Origin of the sequence: Aeromonas sp. s4 (assembly GCF_040907855.1) — a bacterium.
Taxonomy (GTDB): domain Bacteria; phylum Pseudomonadota; class Gammaproteobacteria; order Enterobacterales; family Aeromonadaceae; genus Aeromonas; species Aeromonas caviae.
Map to the genome: position 1 here is coordinate 42,199 of NZ_JBFOCP010000024.1, position 26,489 is coordinate 68,687.

Sequence of the window (26,489 nt, forward strand, 5' to 3'; positions counted from 1 at the left end):
TGTGGCCACCAAGTGAGCGCATAATGAAAAACCACCGCCCTGTTCGGGGCGGTGGTTTTTTTGCGCAGTGGCTAGAGGCGATAGAGGTTCTGGGCCGCATCGAACAGCTCCGCGCGCTCGCCGGTGCCGCCGTTGAAGACGGTGTGGAAGAAGCGCAGCACCTTCTCGTTGGCGAGGGCATCCCCTTCGAAGTAGGCGTGAGAGTCCCCCACATGGGGCTGATTGGTCACGTCCACGTAGGTGGCCGTTCTGGCGTCCAGCCGCCGGGTGTAGTGGCCGAGCCTCGCCTTTTGCTGCTCCCCCATCTTCATGCGCGATGCCATCAGGGCACCATCGCGCTCATTGATGGTGATGTAGAGGCGGTTGCGACACTGGATGCGGTCGACCCACTGGGCGTGAAGCTCGTTGTTGGTGTCGGCGGCGGCCATGATGATGTTGTCGAACAGCAGCTGGTTGGCGTGGTAGGTCGTGCTGCTCAGCAGGTGTTTGAACAGGTAGTTGCCCATGCTGTGCAGCAGCAGGTTGATGGTGAAGGGGCAGCGCTTGTTCACCTCCTTGGCAAAGTAGCGATCCCAGGCCTCGCCGTTGTCGGCGAACTTCTTCTGGGCCTTCTCTTCCAGCTGCGTCACATACTGGCCGTTGAACTCGTCGAGCAGCCCCTTCATCTTCTCCAGCACCCGGTCAAGGGCACCGGCCGAGGCCAGGGCATCGCGCTTGTCGCTCTTGTAGCTCAGCACGCCCCGGGCACCGCCGCCATTGGCGGGCCAGCTGAAGCAGAGCACCTCGACGCCGTACCGGGCCTCGAGCCCCGCGGCTCGCTCCAGCACATCGTCAAGATCGTTGTTGAAGCCGTGTACGAACAGCAGCAGGTGTTTGCCGGTCTTGAGCTTCTGCTTGGCCGTGCTGCCGGTCCCGGCGCAGCGCTCCAGCAGCTTGCGCGCCACATAGGCGCTGGCCGGGTGGGGGAGGTCGGGGTCAAGGCCGACGCTGGCGGCCATCTCGGCGGTGATCTGATCCGGCAGCAGGTCCAGCTGCCACTGTTTGCCCTGACGCCGGGCCTCGGCGAGGCGCAGTTCGTTGGGGCCCTCTGCGGGTTTTTCGCCAAAGATCTCGCTGGGGGTCTTGCCCTGCTCGTTGACCATCCGGTTGGTGACGATAAACATGGTGTTCTCCTTGTTGTCGTGCTCTCTTCATGTTCGGCCACGCCCCGGGCGCCCCGATCACTGGCAAAGAGCCTAGTCCGGATCCGGCTGCCTGTCCCCCGGCGCGCCTTGCCTCGCCAAAGGGGTTACGACGATGTAAAGGCGAACGGGATTTGGGGGAATGGCGCCTTCGGGGCGGCGAGGGCAGGAAGACGCTGTCATCACTAGAGGAAGAGGCCCGGATGGACGGGGCCTGCGCCTCGTCAGGACCAGAGGGCAGCGAGGGAGGAGGGGATCCTCAGGCGCACTGTGATCCACTCCCCGACTATGGTCTGACATGCACGCCCGCTATTTGATTATGCAAATGGATGGGCTTAAGATGGCCGCGCGCAACGATCAGATTGATAACAAACGGAAGTTAGGAGATGCCGATGGAAAGCAAAGTAGTTATCCCGACCCAGGGCCAGAAAATCACAGTCGATGCCAGCGGCAAGCTGCAGGTTCCCCACAATCCCATCATTCCGTTTATCGAAGGGGATGGTATCGGTGTGGACGTGACCCCGGCCATGTTGAATGTGGTGAATGCTGCGGTCGAGAAAGCCTACAAAGGCGAGCGCAAGATCGCCTGGATGGAGATCTATACCGGCGAGAAATCGACTCATGTCTATGGCGAAGGTGCCTGGCTGCCGGCCGAAACCCTGGATTTCATTCGTGAATACTGCGTGGCCATCAAGGGCCCGCTGACCACCCCGGTCGGCGGCGGTATTCGCTCCCTCAACGTGGCCCTGCGCCAGGAGCTGGATCTCTACGTCTGCCTGCGCCCGGTCCGTTACTACGAAGGGACCCCGAGCCCAGTCAAGCACCCCGAGCTGACCGACATGGTGATCTTCCGCGAGAACGCCGAAGACATCTACGCCGGCATCGAGTGGAAGGCGGACAGCGATGAAGCCAAGAAGGTGATCGCTTTCCTGCAAAACGAGATGGGCGTGAAGAAAATTCGCTTCCCCGAGTCCTGCGGCATCGGCATCAAGCCCATGTCCAAGGCCGGTACCGAGCGTCTGGTCCGTGCCGCCATCGAGTACGCCATCGACAACGATCGCGACTCCGTGACCCTGGTGCACAAGGGCAACATCATGAAGTTCACCGAGGGTGCCTTCAAGGATTGGGGCTATGCCCTGGCCCAGAAAGAGTACGATGCCCAGCTCATCGACGGCGGCCCCTGGTGCTCCTTCAAGAACCCGAAGACCGGCAAGACCATCGTCGTCAAGGACGTCATCGCCGATGCCTTCCTGCAACAGATCCTGCTGCGTCCGGCCGAGTATGACGTCATTGCCTGTATGAACCTCAACGGTGACTACATCTCCGACGCGCTGGCGGCCCAGGTCGGCGGCATCGGCATCGCGCCGGGCGCCAACATCGGCGACGGCGTTGCCCTGTTCGAAGCCACCCACGGCACCGCGCCGAAATACGCTGGCCAGGACAAGGTCAACCCGGGCTCCCTCATCCTCTCTGCCGAGATGATGCTGCGCCACCTGGGCTGGACCGAGGCGGCTGACCTCATCGTCAAGGGGATGGAAGCGGCCATCGCCAACAAGACCGTCACCTATGACTTCGAGCGTCTAATGGAAGGAGCCACCCTGCGTTCCTGCTCCCAGTTCGCCCAGGACATGATCGACCAGATGTGATCCGGGTCGTTGAAATGCAAAACCGGCGCCATGAGCGCCGGTTTTTTTATGGAGGAGAGCAGGTCGTCAGGTGGTTTTTTCCACGTGCTGCTCGTAGATCTGCTGCCATTTGCTGGTCTCGGCCTCATCTCCACGGGCCTGCCAGAATTCGCAGATGGAGTTGGCGAGCTCGGATGCCATGGCGTGGTCTCCGTCACGGCGGCTCATCAGATATTGTCCCAACCAGCTTTGATATTGTTTCATCGCCCGATCTCCTTATCTAAGGTGCCCAGAGGGGAGTGCTCCTGGCGTCAAGGTCGCGCAGGAGCGATTCGAACTGGGCACATGTTGTGCTGCGCCCGGCAGGTGTTGGTCGCCGGATCCGGTGGTTATCTCACCGGAAAAAGGGGACAACGGGGCGCAGATGTCAAAAAACGGTCTCTATCGTATCACAAAATAACCAGTCGGTGGGGCTGGATGACAAATCAGGCTGTCCAGCAGTCTGGCCGTCTGTGTCATGGTGGCGAGGGCTGAGGTGCCATCTTGCTGATCTCGCAGCAGAAAAACCCGCCAGGTCGGCGGGTCACGGGGGCGAAAAAAAGATCAGATCCGGGCGCAGGCCAGGTATTTTCCCATCTCCTCGGCGGGCACCATGCCGCCGCCGGTGGCCCACACCAGGTGGGTGGCCCCGGCCATCTTGGCAGCATCCAGTCCCTGCCCACTCTGCCACTCAAGGTTGGTGGCCACTCGCCAGGGGCCTGCCATGCCCGCCAGTGCCGAGGGCTCGAGCCGGATCTCTTCATCCCGGGCCAGGAGCCCCAGCAGGTCGTACATCTCCTGATCCCTCAGGGTGTAGAAGCCCGCAAGCAGGCGTTCCATGGCGCGGCCGACAAAACCGGAGGCGCGTCCCACCGCGAGGCCGTCGGCGGCGGTGAGGTTGTCGATGCCAAGGTCTTGCACCGCAATGGCATCGTGCAACCCGGTGTGGACCCCGAGCAGCATGCAGGGGGAGTGGGTAGGTTCGGCGAAGAAGCAGTGCACGTTGTCCCCAAACGCCAGCTTGAGACCAAAGGCCACCCCGCCCGGGCCACCGCCGACGCCGCAGGGTAGGTAGACGAAGAGCGGATGGTCGGCGTCCACCCTGATGCCCATCTCGTCGAACTGCTTTTTCACCCGCTCGCCCGCCACCGCATAGCCGAGGAACAGGGTGCGGGAGTGCTCGTCATCGATGAAGAAGCAGTTGGGATCGCGTTCTGCCTCCTTGCGTCCCTGCTCCACCGCCACCCCGTAATCCTCGGCGTATTCCACCACGATGGCGCCATGTTGGCGCAACTTGCGCTTCTTCCACTCCCGCGCATCAGCCGACATGTGGACGGTGACGCGAAAGCCGAGGCGGGCGCTCATGATGCCGATGGAGAGGCCGAGGTTGCCGGTCGACCCCACCGCGATGCTGTACTGGCCGAAGAAGTGGCGGAACTCGTCCGAAAATAGCGTGCGATAGTCATCCGTCTCGCGCAGCAGCCCAGCCTGGATGGCCAGATGTTCGGCATGGGCCAGCACCTCGTGGATGCCGCCGCGCGCCTTGATGGAGCCGGAGATGGGCAGGTGGCTGTCTTGTTTGAGCAGCAACCTGCCGGTGAGTTCGACACCGTAGCGCTGATTGAGCGTAGCCTGCATCGCCGGAATAGCGGCGATCTCGGACTCCAGAATGCCGTTGCTGGTGCGGGTCTCGGGGAAGGCCTCGCACAGGTAGGGGGCGAAGCGGGCGAGCCGGGCGGAGGCGGCGGCCACATCGTGCCGGGTGAGCCCCACATGGGGCAATCCTTCCGCGAGGGAGGTGGCCCCCGGATTGAACCAGGTCACAGGGGTGAGGGCGATCAGCGGTTCGAGCAGGGGGAAGCGGGCGATGAGCCCGGCAATGTCGGTGTGTGTCATGAAAGCCTCTCGGGGTGGTGACGGAATCATCCCATTGAATGGCACCAGCGTTGCCGTGACAAATGATAAAACGCGTCGCTTGGATGAGCTCAGTTGATGCAAATGGTCATCTACCCTGCTGTCTCTTCGCATACGGGTGAGTTGAGTCTTCCTGGTGAATGCAAACCTCGCCCTTCTGGTATCATCTGCCAGATAAAAGAGAGGGAGGCCCAACCATGCAACGCGATGAGCACCCAGGGGTGAGGAGCAAGCTGCTCAGCAGCCATCAGCTCGCCAGGCTCCACACCTTCGAGGCGGCGGCCCGCCACGGCTCCTTTGCGCTCGCCGCCGACGAGCTCTCCTTGAGCCCAAGCGCGGTGAGCCACCGCATCTCGGCCCTGGAAGAGGCGCTCGGGTTTTTGCTGTTCCAGCGCTTTCACCGCAAGGTAGCCTTGACCACGGAGGGGCAGCGCATCTTCTGGGCGCTCACCTCCTCCCTGGAGTTCATCAATCAGGAGGTGCTGGAGATCAGGGAGCAGGCGCTGTCGGGCTCCCTGACGCTGCACTCGCGCCCCTCCATCGCCCAGTGCTGGCTGGTGCCAAGGCTCGCCGATTTTTCCCGCCTGCATCCTCACATCGAGCTCAACCTGCTGACGGGCAACGAGCATATAAACCTGCACGGCTACGGCATCGATCTGACCCTCAACTTCGACGCCAGAACCCCGACGGGCCTGGCCATTCACCCCCTGATGGATGAATTCATGGTGCCGGTGTGCAGCCCTCAATACGCCAGCGACCACGGTCTGATGGGGGAGGTGGGGAATCTGCAGCAGTGCCGCCTGCTCCATGACAGGCAGGCCTGGGGCCTGGACACCGACAGCGACGAGTGGCGCACCTGGGGGAGCCACTGGCATCTCTCCCTGGAGGCCTGCTCGTCACACATGGGATTTGATCGAGCGGATCTGGCGATCCTTGCCGCCACCCACCACGCCGGTGTCGCCATGGGGCGCAGGCAGCTGGCAAGCCAGGCGCTGGCGAGCGGAGCGCTGGTGATGCCCTTCCCGGATATGGCGGTGCGCTGCGAGCCGCGTTATTACCTGGCGACCCTCCCTCATCGCCAGTGTCCCAAGATCCAGGCATTCATCCGCTGGATACAGGATCAGGCGCAAGGGGCATCCTGAAACGGGACCTGGTTTATTGTCTGCGAAGGTCATGGCCAGGAGCGCACTATTTGTACAATAAGGGCCGGCACTGCTGCTAAATGACTTGGCGCAGAGCGTCGCGGGTAAGAGATAACACCGTGTGCAACGGATGAGGTGAACCAGAGATTAACCGGGGAAAATAGAAAATAAAGTCTGTGAGAGTATTCCCAATAAGTATCAGGCAGGGAATTAACCACGGTGAATAATGTCCATATGGTGTCAGAGCGCTGCCGGATGGTATAAAAACATTATGTTGTTATCCAATGGGCATGCTATTCTCAAATCGTGTTATCCCTGTGACATACAAAAATAATTCTGTGAGGAAGTAATGAACGAGTTTCTGAAGGTTCTGCTGAACATTCGCAGCTTGCGCGCTGCCATTCGTGAACTGCCGTTTGAGCAACTGCAAGAAGCGAAAGAAAAGTTTGACCTGGTATATAACGAGCGTGCCGAGTCCGTTGAACAGGAACGTGCCGAACAGGAAGAGCGTCAGCGCAAACTGAATGAATTCACCGAAATGCTGCAACAGGCTGGTATCGATCCCCGTGAGCTGATCGGCAGCGTGGCGGCTCCGGCTGCGGCGGGCACCACCAAGAGCAAGCGTGCTCCCCGTCCTGCGAAATACAAGTACCAGGAAGACGGTCAGGAGAAGACCTGGACCGGTCAGGGTCGTATGCCCAAGGCCATCGCCGAGCAAGTTGCGCTGGGCAAGGATCTGAACGATTTCCTGATCTGATCGCCGGATCCGGATCTCGATAATGCCGCCTGCAGGGCGGCATTATTATTTTCAGGGTTCAGAGGATGTCGCAGTAAAACCCAATTGCGCAGGTTACTCCGGTTAATTGGAGAGCCTCGTCTGGAATAGCCATGACCATCATGTGCCCAATAAAGTTGGCGCATCATCTTCCACGCCACCTCGCCACTTATACGCACTGAGGACTCATACAGCCCGTGTTTCTTCGTCCCTTGTGAGAAACGATCATGGATACCTGCTGTGACAGAATGAAATAGCGGCGGTGGATCCTCATCTGTATGCCTGAGCGGCCCGTCTCTTTTTCATGCTGATGCATGACGCCCACCGCCTATTAATTTATCCCCTCTATTTATGGTCTGTTTGACACCGCTCTTCTGCGATATATCCGCACGATGCCGGACAATGTGCGGATGAGGCAGACACCGATTGGTGGCAAACAAATAAACCGAATGCTAGATGACGGGTTGTCCGAGTTCAGACTGAACGGCGTGTGTGTATTTTCTCCGGGTGCGGCGACGGGCCTGGACCGCCTCTGCCAGCATGGCAAGCAGGTGTTCACTCTCTTCCCAGCAGAGGCAGGCATCGGTCACTGACAGACCGTATTGCAGTTCACCCAGAGGAGCCGGTTTCTGGTTTCCTCCCAGCAAGAAGCTCTCGACCATGACGGCGGCGACGGCTTGGCTCCCTTCGCTCAGCTGGCGACAGAGCTCTTTGGCGACCTTCAGCTGGTTCGTGTGCAGCTTCTGGCTGTTGCCATGGCTGCAATCCACCATCAGGCGAGGGGGGAGTCCCTGGCGGGTGAGGCGGTCTGCTGCCTCCGCCACATCGCTCTGGTGGTAGTTGGGCAGGGTGCCGCCACGCAGAATGATATGGCCGTCGGGATTGCCTTCGCTCTTGATCACTACCATGCCGCCCTGGCTGCCGGGGGCGGTGAAGAGATGGGAGGCGGTACTGGCCTGGATGGCATCGATGGCGACCCTGATATTGCCGTCCGTACCGTTCTTGAATCCCACGGGGCAGGGCAGTGCGGAGGCCAATTGCCGGTGGACCTGAGACTCCGTGGTGCGTGCCCCGATGGCGCCCCAGCTGACGAGATCGGCGAGATAGAGAAAGCTGGTGGTGTCGAGGAATTCGGTGGCGGTGGCGAGCCCCAGTCCATTGATGTCGAGCAGCACCTGGCGTGCCAGATGCAATCCCCGATTGATGTCGTTGCTGCCGTCCAGGTGCGGATCGAAGACCAGCCCCTTCCAGCCCACCGTGGTGCGCGGCTTTTCAAAATAGGCTCGCATGACTATCTGAAGGCTGTCTTCATAGGCGGTGGCGAGTCGTGCCAGCCGTCCGGCATAGTCCAGGGCCGCGACGGGATCATGGATGGAGCAGGGGCCAATCACGACCAGCAGGCGATCGTCTTCACCTGCCAGGATCCGGCGTGCCTGATGGCGCTGGTTGTCGATGTGCCGGGCCATGTCGGCCGGACAGGGGTGCTGCGCCAGCAGCTCGGCAGGGGTGGGGAGCGCCTCTATGGCGAAGGCGCGCATGACCGAATTCAAAACTGCCATCTGGAGTTACCTTGCTGTGCATGTGTGCGATGGGGAACCCGTATGCGGCATCCTGTTGGGAGCAGACAGATTCACGGCTTATCGCAGTTGTTGAGAATGATTGTCATTATCTTGGTGTTTGTCTCAAATGCAAGTGCAATGAAATCGCCAGGCGAAGATGGGGGGAGAGAGAACGATGGCGGGGGAACCGCAGCAAAAGCAGGCCGCTTCCCCGAGGGAAGAAGCCCGCCAGTCACAAGATAAAGAGGGGATCAGCTGTCCATCACGGCGTGCCTGTCCTGATGGTAGGCGTCTTCATCCTTGCCGCTGCGCCAGTAGGGGACTGCGTAGACCCGCTGGCGCTCGGCATCCAGGGCGCGTCTGACGTGGCGGCGCAGCGGCACGACCAAGCTCTCTTCCCCGCCAAACCAGAAATAGCTCCCCTCGGCGACCATAGGCTGGGCGGTGAAATGCGCCACCAAGGTCGCGGCCTGCTCCGGATTGCCCACGAACCAGCGCAGGTCGACGCCAGCCGGCAGCGACAGATCCTGCACGTCGTCCTGATGGGGGACCAGCAGGGCGATATGGCCGAGGGCATGGGCCGGCATCACCTCCACCATGGCGCTGATGGCGGGCAGGGCGGTGAGATCCCCCGCCATGTAATAGTGCTCGGCCGTTTGCAGCATGGGGTCGGGGCCGCCCGGGCCCGAGATGGCGAGCCTGTCACCCGGTTTGGCGTGCAGGGCGAAACGACTGGCGGGGCCAGCCTCGCCGTGCAGGGCGAAGTCGATGTCGAGCTCCAGCGCCTCCCGGCGAAACGCGCGTATGGTGAAGGTGCGAATGACGGGTTTCTGGGCGGGATCGAGCCAGCGAGGCCCCTTGTCGGTGGGGGTGGGCAACACTATCTCGCACTGATCCGGTCGGGGCAGCATGATCTTGACATGAGCACCGCCACAGCTGAAGGGGTAGTCCACAAGCTCGGGGCTGGTCAGGCAGATTCGGCGCAGATGCGGGCTCACATCCTGAACATGCTTGACGGTGAGCAGGCGGGGGCGATTGGCCGGGGCGGGTTGAGACATGGGCATACTCCTGGCTGATGATGGCGCCCATTCTTGATGAAATGAAAACTATTATCAATTGGTTTGTGGGCAGAATGGGTCGCGATTGACCTCCTCGGGATGTCCATCGCGATCCCACACTCTCTGCCTGGGTCAGGTTCGATCGCTTCCCCCCAGCGCCCGATAGATGCCTGCCATGTTGTTGAGCTGGGCCTGCTGCTGTGCCAGCAGGGCGAGCTCGGCATCCCACAGGCGGTTCTGCTCATCCAGCCAGGGTTGCACCCCGGTGGCACCGGCCAGAAAACGGGCGCCTGCCAGCCTCTCGGCCTCCCGGGCATAGGCCCTCTGCTGCTCCAGATAGCGCAGCCGCTGATCCCCTTGCTGACGGGCGGCCAGGCCATCCTCCACTTCCAGCAGCGCGGTATAGAGCTGCTTGCGAAACTCGGTTTCGGCAATCTGGTAGTCGATGTCGGTGCTGGCGATGGAGAGCCGGGTCTTGTTGTACTCGAGGAAAGGGAGCGCCAGCGTGGCGCCCAGGGTGCCGACTGGATTTTGCAGCACCTGGGTCAGGGTATCCGAGGTGGTGCTGGCACCGCCGGTCAGGCTCAGGGTGGGATAAAAGCCGGTGCGGATCTCGTCTCCCCTCGCAAGGGTCTTGCGCAACCTGAGTTCGGCGGCGCGCACATCTGGCCGCCGGGCCAGCACATCGGCTGGGATGCCGGCCGCCACGGACGGGATCGGGCCCATGATCAGGGCGCCGGGAGCGTCTGCGAGCGACCCGCTGCTGCGGCCCAGCAGCAGGCGAAGAGCATTGCCAGCCTGTGTCCGCTGCTGGGTGAGGGTGGCGAGCTCCGCCTGCTTGCCTGCCTTCTGCTGGCTGGCCTGTACCAGATCGAGTCGGGTCACGGCGCCCGCCTCGTATTTGGCACGAGTCAGGCGCTCAATGCGTTCCAGATTGGCCAGTTGCTGGGTGCCCAGGGTAATGGCCGAGCCGAGGTAGGCCAGTTGCCAGTATTGCTCCAGGGTCTTGCCGATGAGCAGCAACCGGGTGGCGGCCAGATCCTGTTCGCTGGCTTGTGCCTCCCAGCTCGCCTGATCCCTTGCCGCGGCCAGTCTGCCCCAGAGATCCACCTCGTAGCTGAGGTTGAGGGAGGGGCCCAGGTTGCTGCTGGCGCTGCCATCTTTCATGTTCTTGGTGCCGCTGGCCCCGAGATTGGCGCTGACCGAGGGGGTGAGGTTGGTGTCAGCCAGGTCGGCGCCGAGCAGGGCATTCTTGAGCTTGAGCCCGGCCACCCGCATGTCCGGGTTGGCGGCCAGCACCGCCTCGACCAGGCGATCGAGCGCAGGATCCTGGAATCCCTGCCACCAGGGGCCTGCCTGCTGCACGGTGAGACCCCGGCTCTCCTGCTGCCATGCTGGCGCCACGTCGAGATCGGGTCTGTGATAGGTGCTCTGCTGGCTGCAGGCACCGAGGCTGGCGGTGAGCATCAGGCTTAGCCCGAGCCTTGATAGGTTGTGCATCATCATTCCCTCGCCAGTGCCTCCACCGGATCGAGCCTGGCCGCATTGCGGGCGGGCAGGTAACCAAACAGGATCCCGATGAGGGAGGAGCACCCGAAGGCCATCAGGATGGAGAAAAGCGAGAAGCGCATCTGGAAGCTTTCCACGAGCAGGGAGAAGAGAGCGCCGATGAGCAGGGCGAGGCCGATACCGAGCAGCCCCCCCAGCAGGCTGACCATCACCGCCTCGATGAGGAACTGTTGCAATATGTCGGACTGGCGGGCGCCGACGGCGATGCGGATCCCTATCTCCCGGGTACGCTCCACCACCGAGACCAGCATGATGTTCATCACTCCGACGCCGCCGACGATGAGGGAGATCACCGCGATGGCGGAGACCAGCAGTGTCAGGGTGGCGGTGGTCTTCTCCACCGATTTGACGATGCTGTCGCTGCTGAAGGTGAAGAAGTCCTTCACGCCGTGGCGCTGGGTCAGCAGGGCGACTGCCGCCTGCTCGGCCAGGGCGGGCTGGACGCCGTCCTTGACCCGGATGGTGATCTGGGTGAAGTGCTGCTGGGAGAGGAGACGGCTCATGACGGCGCTGTAGGGGAGCCAGACATTGACCGACTGGCTGCTGCGGCCAAAGCCGGTCTCCTGGGTGACTACCCCCACGATGCGCACCGGCAGGGTGCCGACCAGCACCACCTGGCCGACCGGGTCCACCTTGCCGAGCAGGCTCTCTATGGTCTTGCCATCCACCACGGCGACTGCCGTCCGGTTGCGAATGTCCCGCTCATCGAGCAGGCGCCCCTGGGTGAGCGTCATCCCCTTGACCCGGAAAAAGTCGTTGCCGACCCCGATCACGCTGCCGCTGCTGGTTTTGTTGCGATAGCGAAGCTGGCCGGATGTCGCTATCTGGGGGCTGGCCCCCTCCAGATAGGGCTGGCCGAGCAGCGCGTCGAGATCCCGCTCGTTCAGGGTCTGGATGCTGGCGGCCTTCTCGTCTCCCCAGTCCTTGCCGGGGAAGATGTCGATGGTGTTGGTGCCCATGGCGTTGATGTCGTCGATCACCTTGGCGCGCGCCCCCTGACCCAGCGCCACCACGCTGACCACGGCGGCGATGCCGATGATGATGCCGAGCATGGTGAGGAAGGTGCGCATGCGATGGGCCAGCATGGCGTGCAGGGCCATGCGCCCCGCCTCCCGGTAGCGATCCCAGCCCCGGCTTGCGGTGCGGACGGCGGCGCCTGTGCCCTGTGCATCTTGCCCGACAGAGGGAGCGGCCAGCTGGCTGCCATCACCTGGCAGCGGGTGGGCCGGCGCCCCGGATGGGGAGGGTGAGGGTGCGTTGTCATCGGTCGCCCGATGGCCGCTGTCCTCCACTACCCGCCCGTCACGCAGGGTGATGATGCGATCCGCATGGCTTGCCACCGCCATGTCGTGGGTCACCAGAATGATGGTGTGGCCCTGGGCGTGCAGCTCCTTGAGGATGGCCATCACCTCTTTGCCGCTCTGGCTGTCGAGAGCGCCGGTGGGTTCGTCCGCCAGGATCACCTCGCCGCCGTTGGCGAGCGCCCGGGCAATACTGACCCGCTGCTGCTGACCGCCGGAGAGCTGGCCGGGTCTGTGGTGGCTGCGATCCTGCAGTCCCAGGCGGGTCAGCAAGGTGCGGGCTCGGGCCTGGCGATCAAGGCGGGCAGTGCCGGCATAGATGGCGGGGATCTCCACGTTGGCGGCCGCGTCCAGATGGGGCAGCAGGTGATAGCGCTGGAAGATGAAGCCGAAGTGGTGGCAGCGCAGCCGTGCCAGGGAGAGGGCATCCAGGGTCGCGGTATCCTGGCCGCGAAACAGATACTGGCCGCCGCTCGGGCGATCGAGGCAGCCCAGCAGGTTCATCAGGGTCGATTTGCCGGAGCCGGAGGCGCCGACGATGGCCACCATCTCCCCGGCATCGATGGCGAGATCCAGCGGGTGCAGCACGGTCACTTCGTGCTCTCCGCTCTGGTAGCGCCGCTCGATGCCCTTGAGACGGATCAGGGGCTCGCTCACGGCTCCATCTCCCCTTCATCGTGCAGGGCCGGCTTGCCCTGCTCCAGGATCACCTTCTCCTGCTCGGTCAGGCCGCTCACCACCTCAATCTTGATGTCATCCTTCATGCCGGTCTTGATGCGGCGGGTCTCTCTCTGGTCCCCTGTCTTGAGCAGGCTGACCTCGTACTCGTTGTCGCCAGTCTTCTTGCCGAGGGCGGTCTGGGGAATGGCCAGTACCTGCTTGCGCTCGCCGAGTACGATGGTGACCTGGGTCGTCATGGCGACCCTCAACTGATGGCCGGGGTTGGGCACATCGAACAGGGCATAGTAGTAGATGGCCGCATTGCTGGTGGCCGTGGTGCTGGCCGTCTGCTCATTGATGTTGGTGGGGGCCAGTTCGACCGTGCGAAGGGTACCGTGGTAGCGAGTATCCGGATCCCCTATCAGGGTGAAATAGACCGGCATGCCCGCCTTGACCCGGGTGACGTCCGCTTCGGAGATCTGGGCCTTGACCGTCATGGTGTCGAGATTGGCGAGCTTGAGCAGGGTCGGTACCGTCTGGCTGGCGGCCAGGGTCTGCCCCTGCCGGGTGACGATGGAGACGACGGTACCATCCATGGGGGCCTGAATGCGGTTGTAGCCGAGCTCCGTCTTGGCGCGCTCCACCTTGATGATGGCGTTGTCGATGTCGGCCTGGGCGCTTTGCAGCTCGGCCCGGGTGACGGCAAGCTGGGCTTCGGCGCTCTCCAGATCCGCACGAGAGCTCGCTTCCTGCCGAAACATCTGCTGCTGGCGGCGCCAGGCAAGCTCGTTCTGTTTGAGCTGTGCCTGCTTGATCTTGAGCTGGGCGCGGCGGCTGGCCAGCTCAGCTTCGGCGGTCTTGAGGTTGTTCTGGGCGATCAGGGGATCGATCTCCGCCAGCAGCTCTCCTTGTTTGACCTGTTGACCCGCTTCCACCGCGAGATAGGTGACCTGACCCGAGACCTGGGCACCCACATCCACCTGCTCGATGGCCTGCAGTACGCCACTGGCGAGCACCGTCTGCTCCACATCCTGGCGGGTTACCGTTGCGGTCAGTACCGGGTCCGGTGTGTGGCCTGGCCAGGCCAGCCAGGTGACGAGAGGGATCAGCACAAGGGCGAGCAGGGCGAGCTTGCCGGGTTTTCGAAGAGCTTTCATTTATCACCTGAACGAAACGAGCGAAGGCGTGCAAGGGCCATATCGTGCAGCAAATGGCCCTCAAAAAGAAGCGAGCAATGTGTAAGAAATCGTGTGGTTCTGGCGGTGACGCAGTGGAGGAGGTCAAGCTGGGGGAGGATGACGGCGGGGCGTCAGAAACAAGAAGACCCGCTCAGGGAGCGGGTCTTGTGGTGTCAACCGACGGCTTTGAGCAAGGCGGCGTGAGGCTCGTGGCAGATCTGGATATCGAGGGGCAGTTTGTAGAGGAGCAGGCGGGCCAGCGAGCCCTCCATCCAGTGATGACGGCTGCCGACCAGCAAGAGGTCGGCGGGGTGGGCGGCCAGCCAGCGCTGTAGATCCGGCACCACGTCATCCACCACCAGACACTGGTAATCCACCGGATGAGACAGCTGGGTGATGAGTTCACTGATGATCGCCTTGGCATCCAGGGTGCCCTGGGCGCTGCGCTCCTCTTGTGACAGGGACAGACTATTGCGACGGGTCTTGCTGCTGTGGGTCAGGTGCAACAAGGTCAGGTTGGCGCCCAGCCCTTGTGCCAGACGGCTCGCCTTGGCCAGTGTCTCCTGCTCGTAATCCTTGCCTTCCAGCAACAGCACAATATTGGTCGGGCTCATAAGCAGTTCTCCTTGGCAGGTGCGGGTCAGACGGCGGAAGCGCGCTCCCATCCTCCCTTCCCGCGAAATGTCAGCTCAAACGAACCCGGTGTGTTTGCCTCAAGCGTCACCTTCTGTCGATGGCAACTGAAGGTACCGAGTCCGTTTACATCATCATAACAGACTGAGTTGAATGGAAAATGAAGGAGTGGGTCCGTTCGAAATGTGAATGAGTGCAACGAAGATGAGTGGCGTCCTGACCATGGCGATGGAAGCCCGACTGGGTGATGACCAGTCTGACAGACTCAGACTGAGCATCAAGACACGTGCCGCGGATTAGCCAGGGCAGCCCCTCGTTCTTTCTTGCGGCTCACGGCATCGGTCAACCAGGCCGGCGCCGTCGGCAAGAGGCTTCAACTGGCCACCGCGATGATGACTCGGTCAATCTGAAAGGGCCGACATGGACGGGAGGATGTCCCGCCCGCCCCGTGGTCAGCTTGCGAGCAACTCACGGGCATTGGCCAGGGTGTTGTCGGTGATCTGATCGCCCCCCAACAGGCGGGCCAGTTCGTTGAGCCGGGCGCCCGGGGTGAGTGGCTGCATCTGGGTTTCCGTTGTCTTGCCGTCGGTGTGTTTGCTCACCACCATGTGCTGGTGACCCTTGCCTGCCACCTGGGGCAGGTGGGTGACCACCATCACCTGGGTGGATTCGCCGAGCTGGCGCAACAGGCGGCCCACCACGGCGGCGGTCGGGCCGCTGATCCCCACATCCACTTCGTCGAAGATAAGGGTCGGGGTGGAGATCTTGCGTGCACTGATCACCACGATGGCGAGGCTGATACGCGACAGCTCGCCGCCGGAAGCCACCTTGCCAAGGGGTTGGATGGGCTGACCCGGGTTGGTGGTGACCATGAACTCCACCCGATCGATGCCAAGGGGCGAGAGGCTGCTCTGGGCATCGGGTCGAACCTCGATGGCGAAGCGGCCATCTGGCATCGCCAGTTCGTGCATGCTGGCGCTTACCTTCGCGCCAAGCTCCTCGGCATAGCGCTGGCGACTCTGGCTCAGGGCCTCGGCGGCCTGCACGAAGGCCTGGCGGGCCGAGGCCAGCTCGTCCTCCATCCCCTCGAGTCGCTCTTCGTCGGAGTTGAGGCGGGCCAGATCGGCGGCCAGCTCCTGATGGTGCAGGGCCAGCTCCGCCGGTTTGACATGGTGCTTGCGTGCCAGGTTGATGGCCTTGGAGAGGCGGCTCTCCAGCTCGTTGAAGCGCTCTGGATCCAGTTCCAGCCGGTCGAGATAGCTGCGCAGCTCGCTGTGGCTCTCCTGTACGCCGATCAGGGCTTCGTTGAGCATGCCGAGCACGTTGCCAAGCCGGCTGTCCATGCCGACCAGGGTCTCGGCTCTGTCCACCGCCGTCTGCAGCAGACCGGCGATGGTGGTCTCTTCATTGTCATAGAGCAGATCGAGGCAATACCCGCACTCCTGCATCAGCTCGGTGCCATTGGCGAGCCGCTGATGCTCCTCTTCAATCTCTTCAAACTCTCCCGGCTGAAGGGCAAATTCGTCCAGCTCCTGCACCTGGTATTCGATGAGTTGACGGCGGGCTTCCCGCTGCTGCTGCTCGGCCTTGAGCCGGTTGAGCTCGTTTTGCAACTGGCGCCACTGCTGGTAGTGGCGGCGCACATCGTCGAGGAGCAGATGATGACCGGCGTAGCCGTCTAGCAGGGCGAGCTGGTAATCGGGTTTGAGCAGCATCTGGTGAGCGTGCTGACCGTGGACGTTGACCAGCAGTTGACCCAGGTTCCTGAGCTGGGCGAGGGGGACGGGAACCCCGTTGATATAGCTGCGAGAGCGCCCCTCGGCGGACAGTACCCGCCGGACGATGCACTCACCGTCATTTTCAAGCTCGTTGGTGGCGAGCCAGGCCCGGGCGGCAGGATTACCCTCCAGCAGGAAGCGGGCACTCACCTCGGTCTTGTCGCTGCCCGGGCGCACCATGCTGGCTTCGGCGCGCTCCCCCAGGCACAGCCCCAGAGCATCAATGGCGATGGATTTGCCCGCCCCGGTCTCCCCGGTGATGCAGGTCATCCCCGGTTGCAGATCGAGCTCGAGAAACTTGACGATGGCGAAGTTGTTGACGGTCAGCTGGGTCAGCATGGTCTCATCCTGTATGGGTCAACATTACTGTGTATGCATCCAGTATATACTGGTCTTATATACAGTAAAGTGGGCAGGGAGGATTTTTGCGAAACAGGGGGAGGGCAAGGGTGTCAAGGCCGCGGCATGGGTGTGACGCCGATCAGATGGTCTGCAAAATCAACCTGCGTACCTGGCATGGGCTGAGGCGATGCGAGAAGCCACCTTGAGGGGCTCTCTTGTGGTGAGTAGCTGGTTGAGACACACTCGAAACAGTCCTGGTTGAGCCTGGGCTGTGCACAGACCTCTTCGCAAGGATGCGTCACGATGATCCATACCCCGACCCTGCTGCTGATCTCCCTGGCAATCAACCTGATGTCGGGGCTGATCATGCTGTTCATCCACTCCCTGAAGCCGGGTCGAGGCAACTTTCTGTACTGGTCCCTCTCCGCTTTTCTCTTCTCCCTCTCCATCCTGCTGCTCAGTCTGGGGGTATTGGGAGGGTATCCGGCGCTGGGCATCCGGGTCGGCGGCCTGGTCTCGCTCATGAGCATCCTGCTGTTGCTCGCCGGTTTTTGTGCGCTTTACGAGCGCGCATGGCATCCCCGTGCCGTGGGGGGAGGCGTGGCGGTGTTGCTGCTGCTCTATCTGGGATTGTCCAGCCTCGCCCCCGTGCGCATTGTGCTGGCTCTGATGGAGTCGATGTTGTACCTGTGGTGCGCCTGCCTCATCGTCTCTCTCGGCCGGCAACAGAAGCGGGTGCTCCATGCGGTGGCGCTCATTTACCTGCTGCATTTCACCATCCTGCTGAGCCAGGGGGGGCTGCTCTTGCTGGGAGTCGAAGAGCGGATGGGGGACGGAGGTTGGCTCGATCTCATCTTCTTCATGCACATGGTGCTGACCATCGGCTCGGTGTTGTTGCTGCCTCTGGTGGCCTATGTGGAGACGGAGGAGGCATTGCTGGCGCTCTCGGAGCGGGATCCCCTCACCGGGGTGCTCAATCGGCGCGGCCTCTTCAGGCACGGAGAGGGTACTACGCCTGGCCAGACGCGCTGCGTGGTGGTCCTGGACATCGATCACTTCAAGCGGGTCAACGACCAGTTTGGTCACGGCTGCGGGGATGAGGTCATTCGCTATGTGGCCGGGGTGCTGGTGGCCGAGGTACGCAAGGATGATCTGGTGGGGCGCATCGGTGGCGAGGAGTTCGCCATCATCATGGGAGGCGTGAGCGGCCAGATGGCCCGCGACATCTGTGACCGGATCCGCCGCCAGATAGAGACGGGCTCCCGGCAGGGGGCCTGCCTGCCGTGCGAGGGGGTTACGGTGAGCATGGGGGTCGTGTGCGCCAGTGCCGAGGCTGACCTGGCACTGATGCTGACCAAAGCCGATGCTGCCATGTACCGGGTGAAGGAAGCGGGGAGAAACGGGGTGCATCTGGCATTCGAGCCGGCACCGCCTCGGCTGATCGAAAGCAGCGAGGGGTAGACCCTCGCCATCGGTGTTGCCTGGCTAGAAGAGCTTGCTGCCCCAACCGAGCTTGTTGCGCAGCACGTGGAAGTAGCTGTAATCCAGCGGATGCACCAGATGCAGCTTGTGGCTGCTCTTCTTGATGAGGATCTCGTCCCCCGGGTGGACCGCCAGAGTGACCTGGCCGTCGCAGCTCACCTGCATGGCGTCGTCCTGGTTGTCCGGCGAGACCAGTAGCCGCACTTCGCTGTCCGCATCCAGCACGATGGGGCGGCTGCTCAGGGTGTGCGGGAACATGGGCACCAGCGTGATGGCGTTGAGTTTGGGGGTGAGAATGGCGCCCCCTGCCGACAGGGAGTAGGCGGTGGAGCCGGTGGGTGTCGCCACTATGATGCCGTCCGAGCGCTGGCTGTACATGAAGCTGCCGTCGATGTAGACCTCGAATTCGATCATGTGGGCGATCTTGCCCGGGTGAAGCACCGCCTCGTTGACCGCGAGGTTGCTCGACTTGCGCTCCCCGTGGCGATAGACGGCGGCCTCCAGCAGGAAGCGATGCTCGCTTTTGAAGTGACCCGAGAGCACCTGCTCCAGGGGCAGCAGATAATCCTGGGGCGAGAGATCGGTCAGGAAGCCGAGGTTGCCCCGGTTCACCCCGATCACCGCCACATCGAACCGTGACAGCACCCGGGCGGCCCCCAGCATGTTGCCGTCACCGCCAACGACGATGGCGAGATCCGCCTGCTCGCCGAGCTGCACCAGATCCATCACGTTCTCCCCGAGCAGCCCCAGGGTATGGGCCACCCGGCTCTCCAGCAGCACACGAAAGCCGCGGCTGGTCAGGTACTGATACAGGCCGGTCAGGGTCTGGTTGGCCCCCTCGTGATGGGGCTTGCCGATGAGGGCAACGGTTTTGAACGGAGAATCCATAGGTTATCGGGTCTGGGAGAGTCTTGGGGGGAGTATACCGCGCTTTGCCGGGGATTTGTCTGCCTCCGTGGCTGTTGGTGCAATCGGCCCCGAAAAGGGGCTGCCTGGCACGCGGATGGGCGCCATTGTGCCCGATCTGCCCTTTTCCCCTTGAAAGCCGGGGCTGTGTCCCCATAATAGCGCCAACACAGGGTCTGCTGGCGCGTGTCGCTTGTCTGAACGCCAGCCACCCTCACACGCAACCCCTGAATATTGGAGATGTCATGAGCCACGAAGAACAAAAGGTTGAAGCGATGGAGCAAGTGGAAGCCCAGCCAGTCGAGCCGACCGATGTAGACAGTGAAGTGACAGCCGAGCAGGCCCGCATCGCCGAGCTGGAGGCCCAGCTGGAGGCGGCCCAGCAGGCCTCCCTGGAAGAGCGGGAGCGCGCCATTCGCGCCGTCGCCGAGATGGAGAACCTGCGTCGCCGTGCCGCTCAGGACGTGGAGAAAGCCCACAAGTTTGCACTGGAGAAGTTCGCCGCAGAGCTCTTGCCGGTGCTGGACAACCTGGAGCGCGCCATCGAGCTGGCGGACAAGGAGAACGACACCCTCAAGCCGATGATTGAAGGGGTCGAGCTGACCCTGAAATCCATGCAGAGCGGCGTGGCCAAGTTCGGCCTGGTGGCGCTGGACCCGACCAACCAGCCGTTCGACCCCAATGCCCACCAGGCCATGAGCATGGTGCCCAGTGCCGACGTGGCGCCAAGCACCGTGATCGCCGTGATGCAGAAGGGCTACGAGCTCAACGGCCGCGTCATCCGCCCGGCCATGGTGATGGTGTCCAAGTCCGCTGACTGATCACGCTGTTCTCACCAAGCCCGCCGCTTGGCGGGCTTTTTGTTGGATGTGGCGCCAAAAGACGTGTCTGGCGTCATTTGGCTGTCAGGTGGCCTGTATGCAGGTTTTTTCAGGGCCGGACTTGAAGCGCCGACTTGAGACCCCATATAGGTTGCAAGGCCACGGCGGCACAAAAAATTTGATGCCGGGAGCTTGAAAGCCACAGTGGCAGGCCCCACCTAGCCGTTAACGTATCAAGGCGAGCCCCTCGCCAGTTTATTCAAAGTATTTGGAGATTCGTCAAATGGGTAAAATCATCGGTATTGACCTGGGTACTACCAACTCCTGCGTCGCTATTCTGGATGGCGACCATGCTCGCGTGATCGAGAACGCGGAAGGCGACCGTACTACTCCGTCCATCATTGCCTATGCCGATGACGGCGAAATCCTGGTTGGTCAGCCGGCCAAGCGCCAAGCCATCACCAACCCGAAGAACACGCTGTTCGCCATCAAGCGTCTTATCGGCCGTCGTTTCGAAGATGACGAAGTACAACGTGACCTGAAAATCATGCCGTACGCCATCGCCAAGGCCGACAACGGTGACGCCTGGGTTGAAGTGAAAGGCAAGAAGATGGCACCGCCGCAGATCTCTGCCGAAGTGCTGAAAAAGATGAAGAAGACCGCCGAGGACTACCTGGGCGAGCCGGTGACCGAAGCCGTCATCACCGTACCGGCCTACTTCAACGACGCCCAGCGTCAGGCCACCAAGGATGCCGGTCGCATCGCCGGTCTGGATGTAAAACGCATCATCAACGAACCGACTGCCGCGGCTTTCGCCTACGGCGTCAACAAGGTCAAGGGTGAGCGCAAGGTTGCCGTATACGACCTGGGTGGCGGTACCTTCGATATCTCCATCATCGAGATCGACGAAGTCGAAGGGGAAACCACCTTCGAAGTGCTGGCAACCAACGGTAACACCCACCTGGGTGGTGAAGACTTCGACAACCGCGTCATCAACTACCTGGTTGACGAGTTCAAGCGCGAGCAGGGCATTGACCTGCGCAACGACCAGCTGGCCCTGCAGCGTCTGAAAGATGCAGCTGAAAAAGCCAAGATCGAGCTCTCTTCTGCCCAGCAGACCGACGTGAACCTGCCGTACATCACAGCAGATGCCACCGGTCCGAAGCACATGAACATCAAGGTGACCCGCGCCAAGCTGGAATCCCTGGTGGAAGACATGGTGAAAGACTCCCTGGAGCCGGTTCGTGTCGCCCTGAAAGACTCCGGTCTGGCGGTTGGCGAGATCGACGACGTCATCCTGGTGGGCGGTCAGACCCGTATGCCGCTGGTTCAGAAGACCGTGGCCGACTTCTTCGGCAAAGAGCCGCGCAAAGACGTCAACCCGGACGAAGCCGTGGCCATGGGTGCTGCCATCCAGGGTGCCGTACTGTCCGGTGACAAGACCGACGTACTGCTGCTGGACGTGACTCCGCTCTCCCTGGGGATCGAGACCATGGGCAGCGTGATGACCGCGCTCATCGAGAAGAACACCACCATTCCGACCAAGAAGTCCCAGGTGTTCTCCACCGCCGAAGACAACCAGTCTGCCGTGACCATTCACGTGCTGCAGGGTGAGCGCAAGCGCGCCAGCGACAACAAGTCCCTGGGCCAGTTCAACCTGGAAGGCATCCGTCCGGCACCGCGCGGTCTGCCGCAGATCGAAGTGACCTTCGACATCGACGCCAACGGCATCCTGCACGTCTCCGCCAAAGACAAGGAGACCAACAAGGAGCAGAAGATCACCATCCAGGCCTCTTCCGGTCTGTCTGATGACGAGATCGAACGCATGGTACGCGAAGCCGAAGCCAACGCGGCCGAGGACAAAAAGTTCGAAGAGCTGGTGCAGGCCCGCAACCAGGCTGACGGTCTGGTCCACTCCGTGCGCAAGCAGGTCACCGAAGCCGGTGAAGCCCTGCCTGCCGACGAGAAGACCAAGATCGAGACTGCCCTGAGCGAGCTGGAATCCGCCATCAAGGGTGACGACAAGGCTGCCATCGAAGCCAAGCAGCAAGCGCTGCTGGAAGCGTCCCAGAAGCTGATGGAAATTGCCCAGCAGCAGGCTCAGGCGCAAGGCGCCGCCGGTGCTGACGCCGGTCAGTCCTCCTCTTCTGCCAAGGCTGACGACGACGTGGTCGACGCCGAGTTCGAAGAAGTGAAAGACGACAAGAAGTAAGCCCGACCCGGATGGGCGAAGTCCGCTTCGCCCATCGGCTCAGAATCTGTTCACGGTCTGTCGCGAGAGGCCGTCAGCAAGGTAAAGAGCAGCGCAGGAACCGGAGTGTATGTGAATACATGAGCACTCTTGGTTACAAACAAGCGAGCTGCACATGAGCCTTGATCACGGCTTCGTAGTAAGAGTGTGAGCAGATTCGTCAATGAATTTACGGGCGTTGGGTAACCAACGCCCGTCTGCGTAACTGCTGATATAGCAACAGGATGAGTATGTCGAAGCGCGATTTCTACGAAGTGCTCGGGGTGTCGAAAGGTGCCGACGAGCGCGAGATCAAGAAGGCGTACAAGCGTCTGGCCATGAAGTATCACCCGGATCGCAACCAGGGTGATGCCGGGGCTGAAGAGAAGTTCAAAGAGGTCAAGGAAGCCTACGAGGTCCTGACCGACGAGAACCTGCGTGCCCGTTATGACCAGTACGGTCATGCCGGGGTGGATCCGAGCCAGGGTGGCGGCCACGGCGGCTTTGGCGGTGGTGCCGATTTCGGCGACATCTTCGGCGACGTGTTTGGCGACATCTTCGGTGGTCGCGGGGGCGGTCGTCGCGGCCCGGCCCGTGGCTCCGACCTGCGCTACAACATGGAGCTGACGCTGGAAGAGGCGGTGCGCGGGGTCTCCAAGGAGATCAAGATCCCGACCCAGGTCCACTGTGAAGTCTGTAACGGCTCCGGTGCCCATACCGGCAGCCAGGCCCAGACCTGCCCCACCTGCCACGGCTCCGGCCAGGTGCAGATGCGCCAGGGCTTCTTCGCGGTGCAGCAGCCCTGCCCCCACTGTCACGGTCGCGGCAAGATCATCAAGGATCCGTGCCGCAAGTGCCATGGGGAAGGGCGCTACCAGAAGACCAAGACCCTGTCGGTCAAGATCCCGGCCGGGGTCGATACCGGGGATCGCATCCGTCTCTCCGGCGAAGGGGAAGCGGGGGAAACCGGCGCATCGGCGGGGGATCTCTACGTACAGGTTCACGTGCGCGAGCACGAGATCTTCGTCCGTGACGGCAACGACCTCTACTGCGAAGTGCCCATCAGCTTCACCACGGCGGCGCTGGGCGGCGAGATTGAAGTGCCGACCCTGGATGGCCGGGTCAAGCTCAAGGTGACCCCGGAGACCCAGACCGGCAAGCTGTTCCGCCTGCGGGGCAAGGGCGTCAAGTCCGTGCGCTCCGGCCAGGTGGGGGATCTGATGTGCAAGGTGGTGATCGAGACTCCGGTCAAGCTGACCGAGACCCAGAAAGATCTGCTGCGCCAGCTGGACGACTCCTTCAGCGGCGCCGCTGCCAAGACCCACAAGCCGAAATCCGAGGGCTTCTTCGAAGGGGTGAAACGCTTCTTCGACGACCTGACCAAATAAACGCGACCCGCGTTACCCAAGCCGGCACGGATGTGCCGGCTTTTTTTTGCCCGCCATCTGGCCTGGATCCCCCCTTATTGAGTGGATCCCGATGAGGGATCCTCCTCACAACTTCCACCAATTCCTCCTGTACAAATGTTATTCCGCTCACACTCCTGCTGAAACGGTTTAGCTGGCATATTGAGTTAGCTAAAGCGGTTTAGCTATCCTCGGCTCGTCAACAACAACAGAGCCCGGACGGGCGACAGAAGACAGGTGAGGACGATGACGATGTTCAAGAGCAAGTTGGCGCTGGCCGTGGCGCTGGGATTGGGAATGAGCAGCCCGCTGTGGGCGGCGGATGGCGGTATCGAAGCCAGGCTGGCGGCGCTGGAGGCGCGGGTGCAGGCAGCCGAGGCGCGCGCCACCGCTGCCGAAGCGCGGGCCGATGAGGCCCAGAGCAAGGCGAGCGAAGCCCGCGAGACCGCCGCCGTGGCCAAGGCCCAGAGCGAGAAGGTGGACAAGCAGACCGCCGGGGCCCAGGGCTTCGAGTTCCACGGCTATGCCCGCTCGGGCCTGCTGGTGAACGGCAACGGCAATGGTGGCCGCGGCGGCCCCTACATCACCCCGGCCGGCTCGGTGGGCGGCGCCGTGGGTCGCCTTGGCAACGAGGATGACACCTACATGGAGGCCAACCTGCTGAAGACCCAGACCTTCGACGATGGCAGCTGGGCCCGCTACAAGCTGATGCTGGCGGACGGGGTGGAGACCAGCAACGACTGGACCGCCAGCGATTCCAGCCTCAACACCCGCCAGGTGTTTGCCGAAATCGGCGATCTGGCGAGCTTCAGCGGTCCTTTCCAGCACTCGGTGCTCTGGGCGGGCAAGCGCTTTGACCGGGACAACTTCGATATCCACTGGCTCGACTCGGACGTGGTCTTCCTGGCCGGCACCGGCGGCGGCGTCTACGACGTGCAGCTGGCCGACAACTGGAAGGCGAACTTCTCCCTCTACGGGCGCGACTACGGCGACATCAGCGCGAGCGGTCTCTCCGACATCGAGAGCTACATCCTCACCATGAACAACCGCGTTGGCAACTGGCAGTGGATGCTGAACGGCCTCTCCGCCAAGGACAACGAGGCGCGCATCAATGACGGCGGCGCGGGCAGCGAAGCGGCGAACAAGGGGGCCCACACCCTGGTGGCCTACCACGCCGACAGCTTCTTTGGCATAAACCCCGGTTTCTCCAAGGCGGCAGTGCTGTATGGCCACGGTCTGGGTGCCGAGCTCAAGGGGCTGGGCTCCGACAGCGAGCTGCTGCCGGATGCCGATGCGGTGCGGGTCGCCGTATTTGGCGCTACCGATCTTGCGCCTCGCTGGCGTGTCGCCCCGGCCCTGCTGGCCGAGCACAGCCAGGATCGTTACGTGAAGGGGGACGAGTACCGCTGGGTGACCCTCAATGGCCGCCTGGCCCAGGTGCTGAGCCAGAACGTCGAGCTGGTCTACGAGGCGACCTGGCAGTACATGGACCTCGATCCCAAGGGCTACAAGGGTCGTCAGGCGGTGAGCGGCGATTTCACCAAGCTCACCTTCGCGCCGACCTTCAAGGCGCAGACCGCCGGCTTCTTCGAGCGGCCCGAGCTTCGGGTGTTCGCCACCTGGATGGACTGGTCCTCCGAGCTCGACAACTACGCCAGCTCCGATGCCATGGGCCAGAGCAACTTCACCGCCGGGGGCGAGTGGAACTTTGGCGTGCAGATGGAAACCTGGTTCTAGTTCGTTATCCCGATCACAAAAATGGCAGGCGGCCCCGGGATCTGTTGGTTAGCTAAAACGGTTTAGCTGATAATGCGGACCCAGAACCCGGGGCTGACCCCGGCAAATCCTGTGCAGCAGTGGAGTAGCAACAAGGTGACGAATCGTGTGTGGGTAATGGGGGATGCGGTAGTGGACTTGATCCCGGAAGGGGAGCAGTACTACCTCAAGTGTCCGGGTGGCGCACCGGCCAACGTGGCGGTGGGCGTTGCTCGGCTCGGCGGGGAGTCGGCTTTCATTGGCCGGGTCGGCGCGGATCCCTTTGGCCGCTTCATGGGGGAGACCCTGGCCAGGGAGGGGGTCGACATTCGCCACCTGATCCTGGATCCGGCCCATCGCACCAGCACGGTACTGGTGGATCTCGATGAAGCGGGGGAGCGCAGCTTCACCTTCATGGTGCGCCCCAGTGCCGATCAGTTCCTGAGCCATGCCGATCTGCCGGTCTTCCAGGCCGGGCAGTGGCTGCTGACCTGCTCCATTGCGCTCGCCAACGAGCCGGTGCGCAGCAGTTGTCTGCAAGCCATGGCGACCATCCAGGCCGTCGGGGGGCGGGTCTGCTTCGACCCCAACCTGAGGCCAGAGGTGTGGGGCAACCCTGCCGAGATGCTGCCCGTGGTGCGCGAGGCCATGGCCCTCGCAGACGTGGTCAAACTCTCGGTGGAGGAGCTGCAACTGCTGAGCGGTCTGGACGATATGGCGGCGGGGCTTGCCACTCTTTCAGGCCCGGCCCTGGTGCTGGTGACCCGGGGGGCGGGGGGCGTGGTGGCCCGTCTGGGTGGCGAGTTGCTGGAGTGGGTGGGACCCAAAGTGACGCCACTCGATACCACGGGGGCGGGGGACGCCTTCGTCGCCGGGCTGCTGGCGGCGCTGGCCGGGCGTTCCTCGCTGCCGACGCTGGCCGAGCTGCCCGCCATCCTGGCTCAGGCCCACGGCTGCGGGGCGCTCGCCACCACCGCCAAGGGGGCGATGACGGCACTGCCCACCCGCACCCGGCTGGATGAATTTTTGCGATCAGGCGCAGACGGCTGTTGATCTGCGGCTAGAAGCCCGGCTCGACAGCCCCTACTCTCATGTGACAAGGGCCCGCCAGCGTGGCGGGTCATAAGAGGAAGAA

20 protein-coding genes are annotated in these 26,489 nt (G+C 62.5%); 9 read left to right on the plus strand and 11 right to left on the minus strand.

The features are described from left to right. Window positions 1–71 precede the first annotated feature (71 nt). Window positions 72–1,163, minus strand: a complete 1,092-nt coding sequence (locus AB5Y89_RS06605) for an alpha/beta hydrolase (protein ID WP_045523996.1) — start codon at window positions 1,161–1,163, stop codon at window positions 72–74. Between the two features lie 410 nt (window positions 1,164–1,573). Here AB5Y89_RS06605 and icd point away from each other — a divergent pair, with 410 nt between their 5' ends. Beyond that, window positions 1,574–2,827 carry an NADP-dependent isocitrate dehydrogenase gene (gene icd / locus AB5Y89_RS06610; protein ID WP_010673630.1) on the plus strand — a complete coding sequence of 418 codons (1,254 nt, stop codon included), beginning with the start codon at window positions 1,574–1,576 and terminating at the stop codon, window positions 2,825–2,827. Between the two features lie 66 nt (window positions 2,828–2,893). On the opposite strand, the gene AB5Y89_RS06615 is transcribed toward icd, so the two are convergent. Both AB5Y89_RS06615 and dsdA read right to left on the minus strand, forming a co-directional pair. Further along, window positions 2,894–3,070 (minus strand): hypothetical protein, encoded by a 177-nt coding sequence (locus tag AB5Y89_RS06615; RefSeq protein WP_080944224.1) that lies wholly within the window; start codon window positions 3,068–3,070, stop codon window positions 2,894–2,896. A 339-nt stretch (window positions 3,071–3,409) separates the two neighbouring features. Beyond that, window positions 3,410–4,741, minus strand: coding sequence for a D-serine ammonia-lyase (gene dsdA, locus AB5Y89_RS06620; protein ID WP_368223224.1), 1,332 nt, complete (start codon window positions 4,739–4,741; stop codon window positions 3,410–3,412). Window positions 4,742–4,956: 215 nt separating this feature from the next. Here dsdA and dsdC point away from each other — a divergent pair, with 215 nt between their 5' ends. Beyond that, window positions 4,957–5,901 (plus strand): DNA-binding transcriptional regulator DsdC, encoded by a 945-nt coding sequence (gene dsdC, locus AB5Y89_RS06625; RefSeq protein WP_043154694.1) that lies wholly within the window; start codon window positions 4,957–4,959, stop codon window positions 5,899–5,901. Window positions 5,902–6,250: 349 nt separating this feature from the next. Further along, window positions 6,251–6,658 (plus strand): H-NS family nucleoid-associated regulatory protein, encoded by a 408-nt coding sequence (locus AB5Y89_RS06630; RefSeq protein ID WP_010673634.1) that lies wholly within the window; start codon window positions 6,251–6,253, stop codon window positions 6,656–6,658. 470 nt (window positions 6,659–7,128) lie between these two features. Here the strand turns inward: AB5Y89_RS06630 and AB5Y89_RS06635 are convergent, their stop codons facing one another. The 7 genes from AB5Y89_RS06635 to recN form a co-directional block, all read right to left on the minus strand. Beyond that, window positions 7,129–8,235, minus strand: coding sequence for a 3-deoxy-7-phosphoheptulonate synthase (locus AB5Y89_RS06635; protein WP_045524002.1), 1,107 nt, complete (start codon window positions 8,233–8,235; stop codon window positions 7,129–7,131). A gap of 251 nt (window positions 8,236–8,486) precedes the next feature. Continuing rightward, window positions 8,487–9,293, minus strand: a complete 807-nt coding sequence (locus AB5Y89_RS06640; protein ID WP_368223226.1) for a siderophore-interacting protein — start codon at window positions 9,291–9,293, stop codon at window positions 8,487–8,489. Window positions 9,294–9,425: 132 nt separating this feature from the next. Beyond that, window positions 9,426–10,799 carry an efflux transporter outer membrane subunit gene (locus tag AB5Y89_RS06645; protein WP_368223229.1) on the minus strand — a complete coding sequence of 458 codons (1,374 nt, stop codon included), beginning with the start codon at window positions 10,797–10,799 and terminating at the stop codon, window positions 9,426–9,428. After that, entirely contained in the window at window positions 10,796–12,820 is a 2,025-nt protein-coding gene (locus tag AB5Y89_RS06650) for a MacB family efflux pump subunit (protein WP_368223231.1), read from the minus strand. Before AB5Y89_RS06650 ends, AB5Y89_RS06645 begins: the two co-directional genes overlap by 4 nt. Continuing rightward, entirely contained in the window at window positions 12,817–13,980 is a 1,164-nt protein-coding gene (locus tag AB5Y89_RS06655; protein ID WP_368223234.1) for an efflux RND transporter periplasmic adaptor subunit, read from the minus strand. Before AB5Y89_RS06655 ends, AB5Y89_RS06650 begins: the two co-directional genes overlap by 4 nt. A gap of 194 nt (window positions 13,981–14,174) precedes the next feature. After that, window positions 14,175–14,615: a universal stress protein gene (locus AB5Y89_RS06660; protein ID WP_042864170.1), complete on the minus strand. Its 441-nt coding sequence runs from the start codon at window positions 14,613–14,615 to the stop codon at window positions 14,175–14,177. A 471-nt stretch (window positions 14,616–15,086) separates the two neighbouring features. Further along, window positions 15,087–16,751: a DNA repair protein RecN gene (gene recN / locus AB5Y89_RS06665; protein ID WP_368223237.1), complete on the minus strand. Its 1,665-nt coding sequence runs from the start codon at window positions 16,749–16,751 to the stop codon at window positions 15,087–15,089. 306 nt (window positions 16,752–17,057) lie between these two features. Between recN and AB5Y89_RS06670 the strand changes: the two genes are divergently transcribed. Beyond that, the gene (locus AB5Y89_RS06670) at window positions 17,058–18,215 is read left to right on the plus strand and encodes a GGDEF domain-containing protein (RefSeq protein WP_368223238.1); all 1,158 of its coding nucleotides are present in this window, start codon (window positions 17,058–17,060) and stop codon (window positions 18,213–18,215) included. A gap of 24 nt (window positions 18,216–18,239) precedes the next feature. Here AB5Y89_RS06670 and nadK read toward each other — a convergent pair whose 3' ends face one another. Continuing rightward, on the minus strand, window positions 18,240–19,124 hold the full coding sequence (gene nadK / locus AB5Y89_RS06675; protein WP_010673644.1) for an NAD(+) kinase: 885 nt from the start codon (window positions 19,122–19,124) through the stop codon (window positions 18,240–18,242). 263 nt (window positions 19,125–19,387) lie between these two features. Between nadK and grpE the strand changes: the two genes are divergently transcribed. The 5 genes from grpE (at window position 19,388) to AB5Y89_RS06700 (ending at window position 26,407) form a co-directional block, all read left to right on the plus strand. Beyond that, window positions 19,388–19,963, plus strand: a complete 576-nt coding sequence (gene grpE / locus AB5Y89_RS06680) for a nucleotide exchange factor GrpE (RefSeq protein ID WP_368223240.1) — start codon at window positions 19,388–19,390, stop codon at window positions 19,961–19,963. A 283-nt stretch (window positions 19,964–20,246) separates the two neighbouring features. Continuing rightward, window positions 20,247–22,175, plus strand: a complete 1,929-nt coding sequence (dnaK, locus tag AB5Y89_RS06685; RefSeq protein ID WP_010673646.1) for a molecular chaperone DnaK — start codon at window positions 20,247–20,249, stop codon at window positions 22,173–22,175. 269 nt (window positions 22,176–22,444) lie between these two features. Beyond that, window positions 22,445–23,581 carry a molecular chaperone DnaJ gene (gene dnaJ / locus AB5Y89_RS06690; protein ID WP_039039235.1) on the plus strand — a complete coding sequence of 379 codons (1,137 nt, stop codon included), beginning with the start codon at window positions 22,445–22,447 and terminating at the stop codon, window positions 23,579–23,581. A 264-nt stretch (window positions 23,582–23,845) separates the two neighbouring features. After that, entirely contained in the window at window positions 23,846–25,336 is a 1,491-nt protein-coding gene (locus tag AB5Y89_RS06695) for a carbohydrate porin (protein ID WP_323949985.1), read from the plus strand. A 111-nt stretch (window positions 25,337–25,447) separates the two neighbouring features. Further along, window positions 25,448–26,407, plus strand: a complete 960-nt coding sequence (locus AB5Y89_RS06700) for an aminoimidazole riboside kinase (protein WP_319884032.1) — start codon at window positions 25,448–25,450, stop codon at window positions 26,405–26,407. The last annotated feature ends 82 nt before the right edge of the window (window positions 26,408–26,489 follow it).

Coding starts and splice junctions, on each gene's coding strand:
- dnaK (WP_010673646.1), top strand. CDS start 20,247: ATGGGTAAAATCATCGGTATTGACCTGGGTACTACCAACTCCTGCGTC.
- AB5Y89_RS06635 (WP_045524002.1), bottom strand. CDS start 8,235: ATGGCAGTTTTGAATTCGGTCATGCGCGCCTTCGCCATAGAGGCGCTC.
- AB5Y89_RS06630 (WP_010673634.1), top strand. CDS start 6,251: ATGAACGAGTTTCTGAAGGTTCTGCTGAACATTCGCAGCTTGCGCGCT.
- grpE (WP_368223240.1), top strand. CDS start 19,388: ATGAGCCACGAAGAACAAAAGGTTGAAGCGATGGAGCAAGTGGAAGCC.
- AB5Y89_RS06655 (WP_368223234.1), bottom strand. CDS start 13,980: ATGAAAGCTCTTCGAAAACCCGGCAAGCTCGCCCTGCTCGCCCTTGTG.
- AB5Y89_RS06695 (WP_323949985.1), top strand. CDS start 23,846: ATGACGATGTTCAAGAGCAAGTTGGCGCTGGCCGTGGCGCTGGGATTG.
- AB5Y89_RS06615 (WP_080944224.1), bottom strand. CDS start 3,070: ATGAAACAATATCAAAGCTGGTTGGGACAATATCTGATGAGCCGCCGT.
- AB5Y89_RS06645 (WP_368223229.1), bottom strand. CDS start 10,799: ATGATGATGCACAACCTATCAAGGCTCGGGCTAAGCCTGATGCTCACC.
- recN (WP_368223237.1), bottom strand. CDS start 16,751: ATGCTGACCCAGCTGACCGTCAACAACTTCGCCATCGTCAAGTTTCTC.
- AB5Y89_RS06605 (WP_045523996.1), bottom strand. CDS start 1,163: ATGTTTATCGTCACCAACCGGATGGTCAACGAGCAGGGCAAGACCCCC.
- dsdA (WP_368223224.1), bottom strand. CDS start 4,741: ATGACACACACCGACATTGCCGGGCTCATCGCCCGCTTCCCCCTGCTC.
- icd (WP_010673630.1), top strand. CDS start 1,574: ATGGAAAGCAAAGTAGTTATCCCGACCCAGGGCCAGAAAATCACAGTC.
- AB5Y89_RS06660 (WP_042864170.1), bottom strand. CDS start 14,615: ATGAGCCCGACCAATATTGTGCTGTTGCTGGAAGGCAAGGATTACGAG.
- dsdC (WP_043154694.1), top strand. CDS start 4,957: ATGCAACGCGATGAGCACCCAGGGGTGAGGAGCAAGCTGCTCAGCAGC.
- nadK (WP_010673644.1), bottom strand. CDS start 19,124: ATGGATTCTCCGTTCAAAACCGTTGCCCTCATCGGCAAGCCCCATCAC.
- dnaJ (WP_039039235.1), top strand. CDS start 22,445: ATGTCGAAGCGCGATTTCTACGAAGTGCTCGGGGTGTCGAAAGGTGCC.
- AB5Y89_RS06640 (WP_368223226.1), bottom strand. CDS start 9,293: ATGTCTCAACCCGCCCCGGCCAATCGCCCCCGCCTGCTCACCGTCAAG.
- AB5Y89_RS06670 (WP_368223238.1), top strand. CDS start 17,058: ATGATCCATACCCCGACCCTGCTGCTGATCTCCCTGGCAATCAACCTG.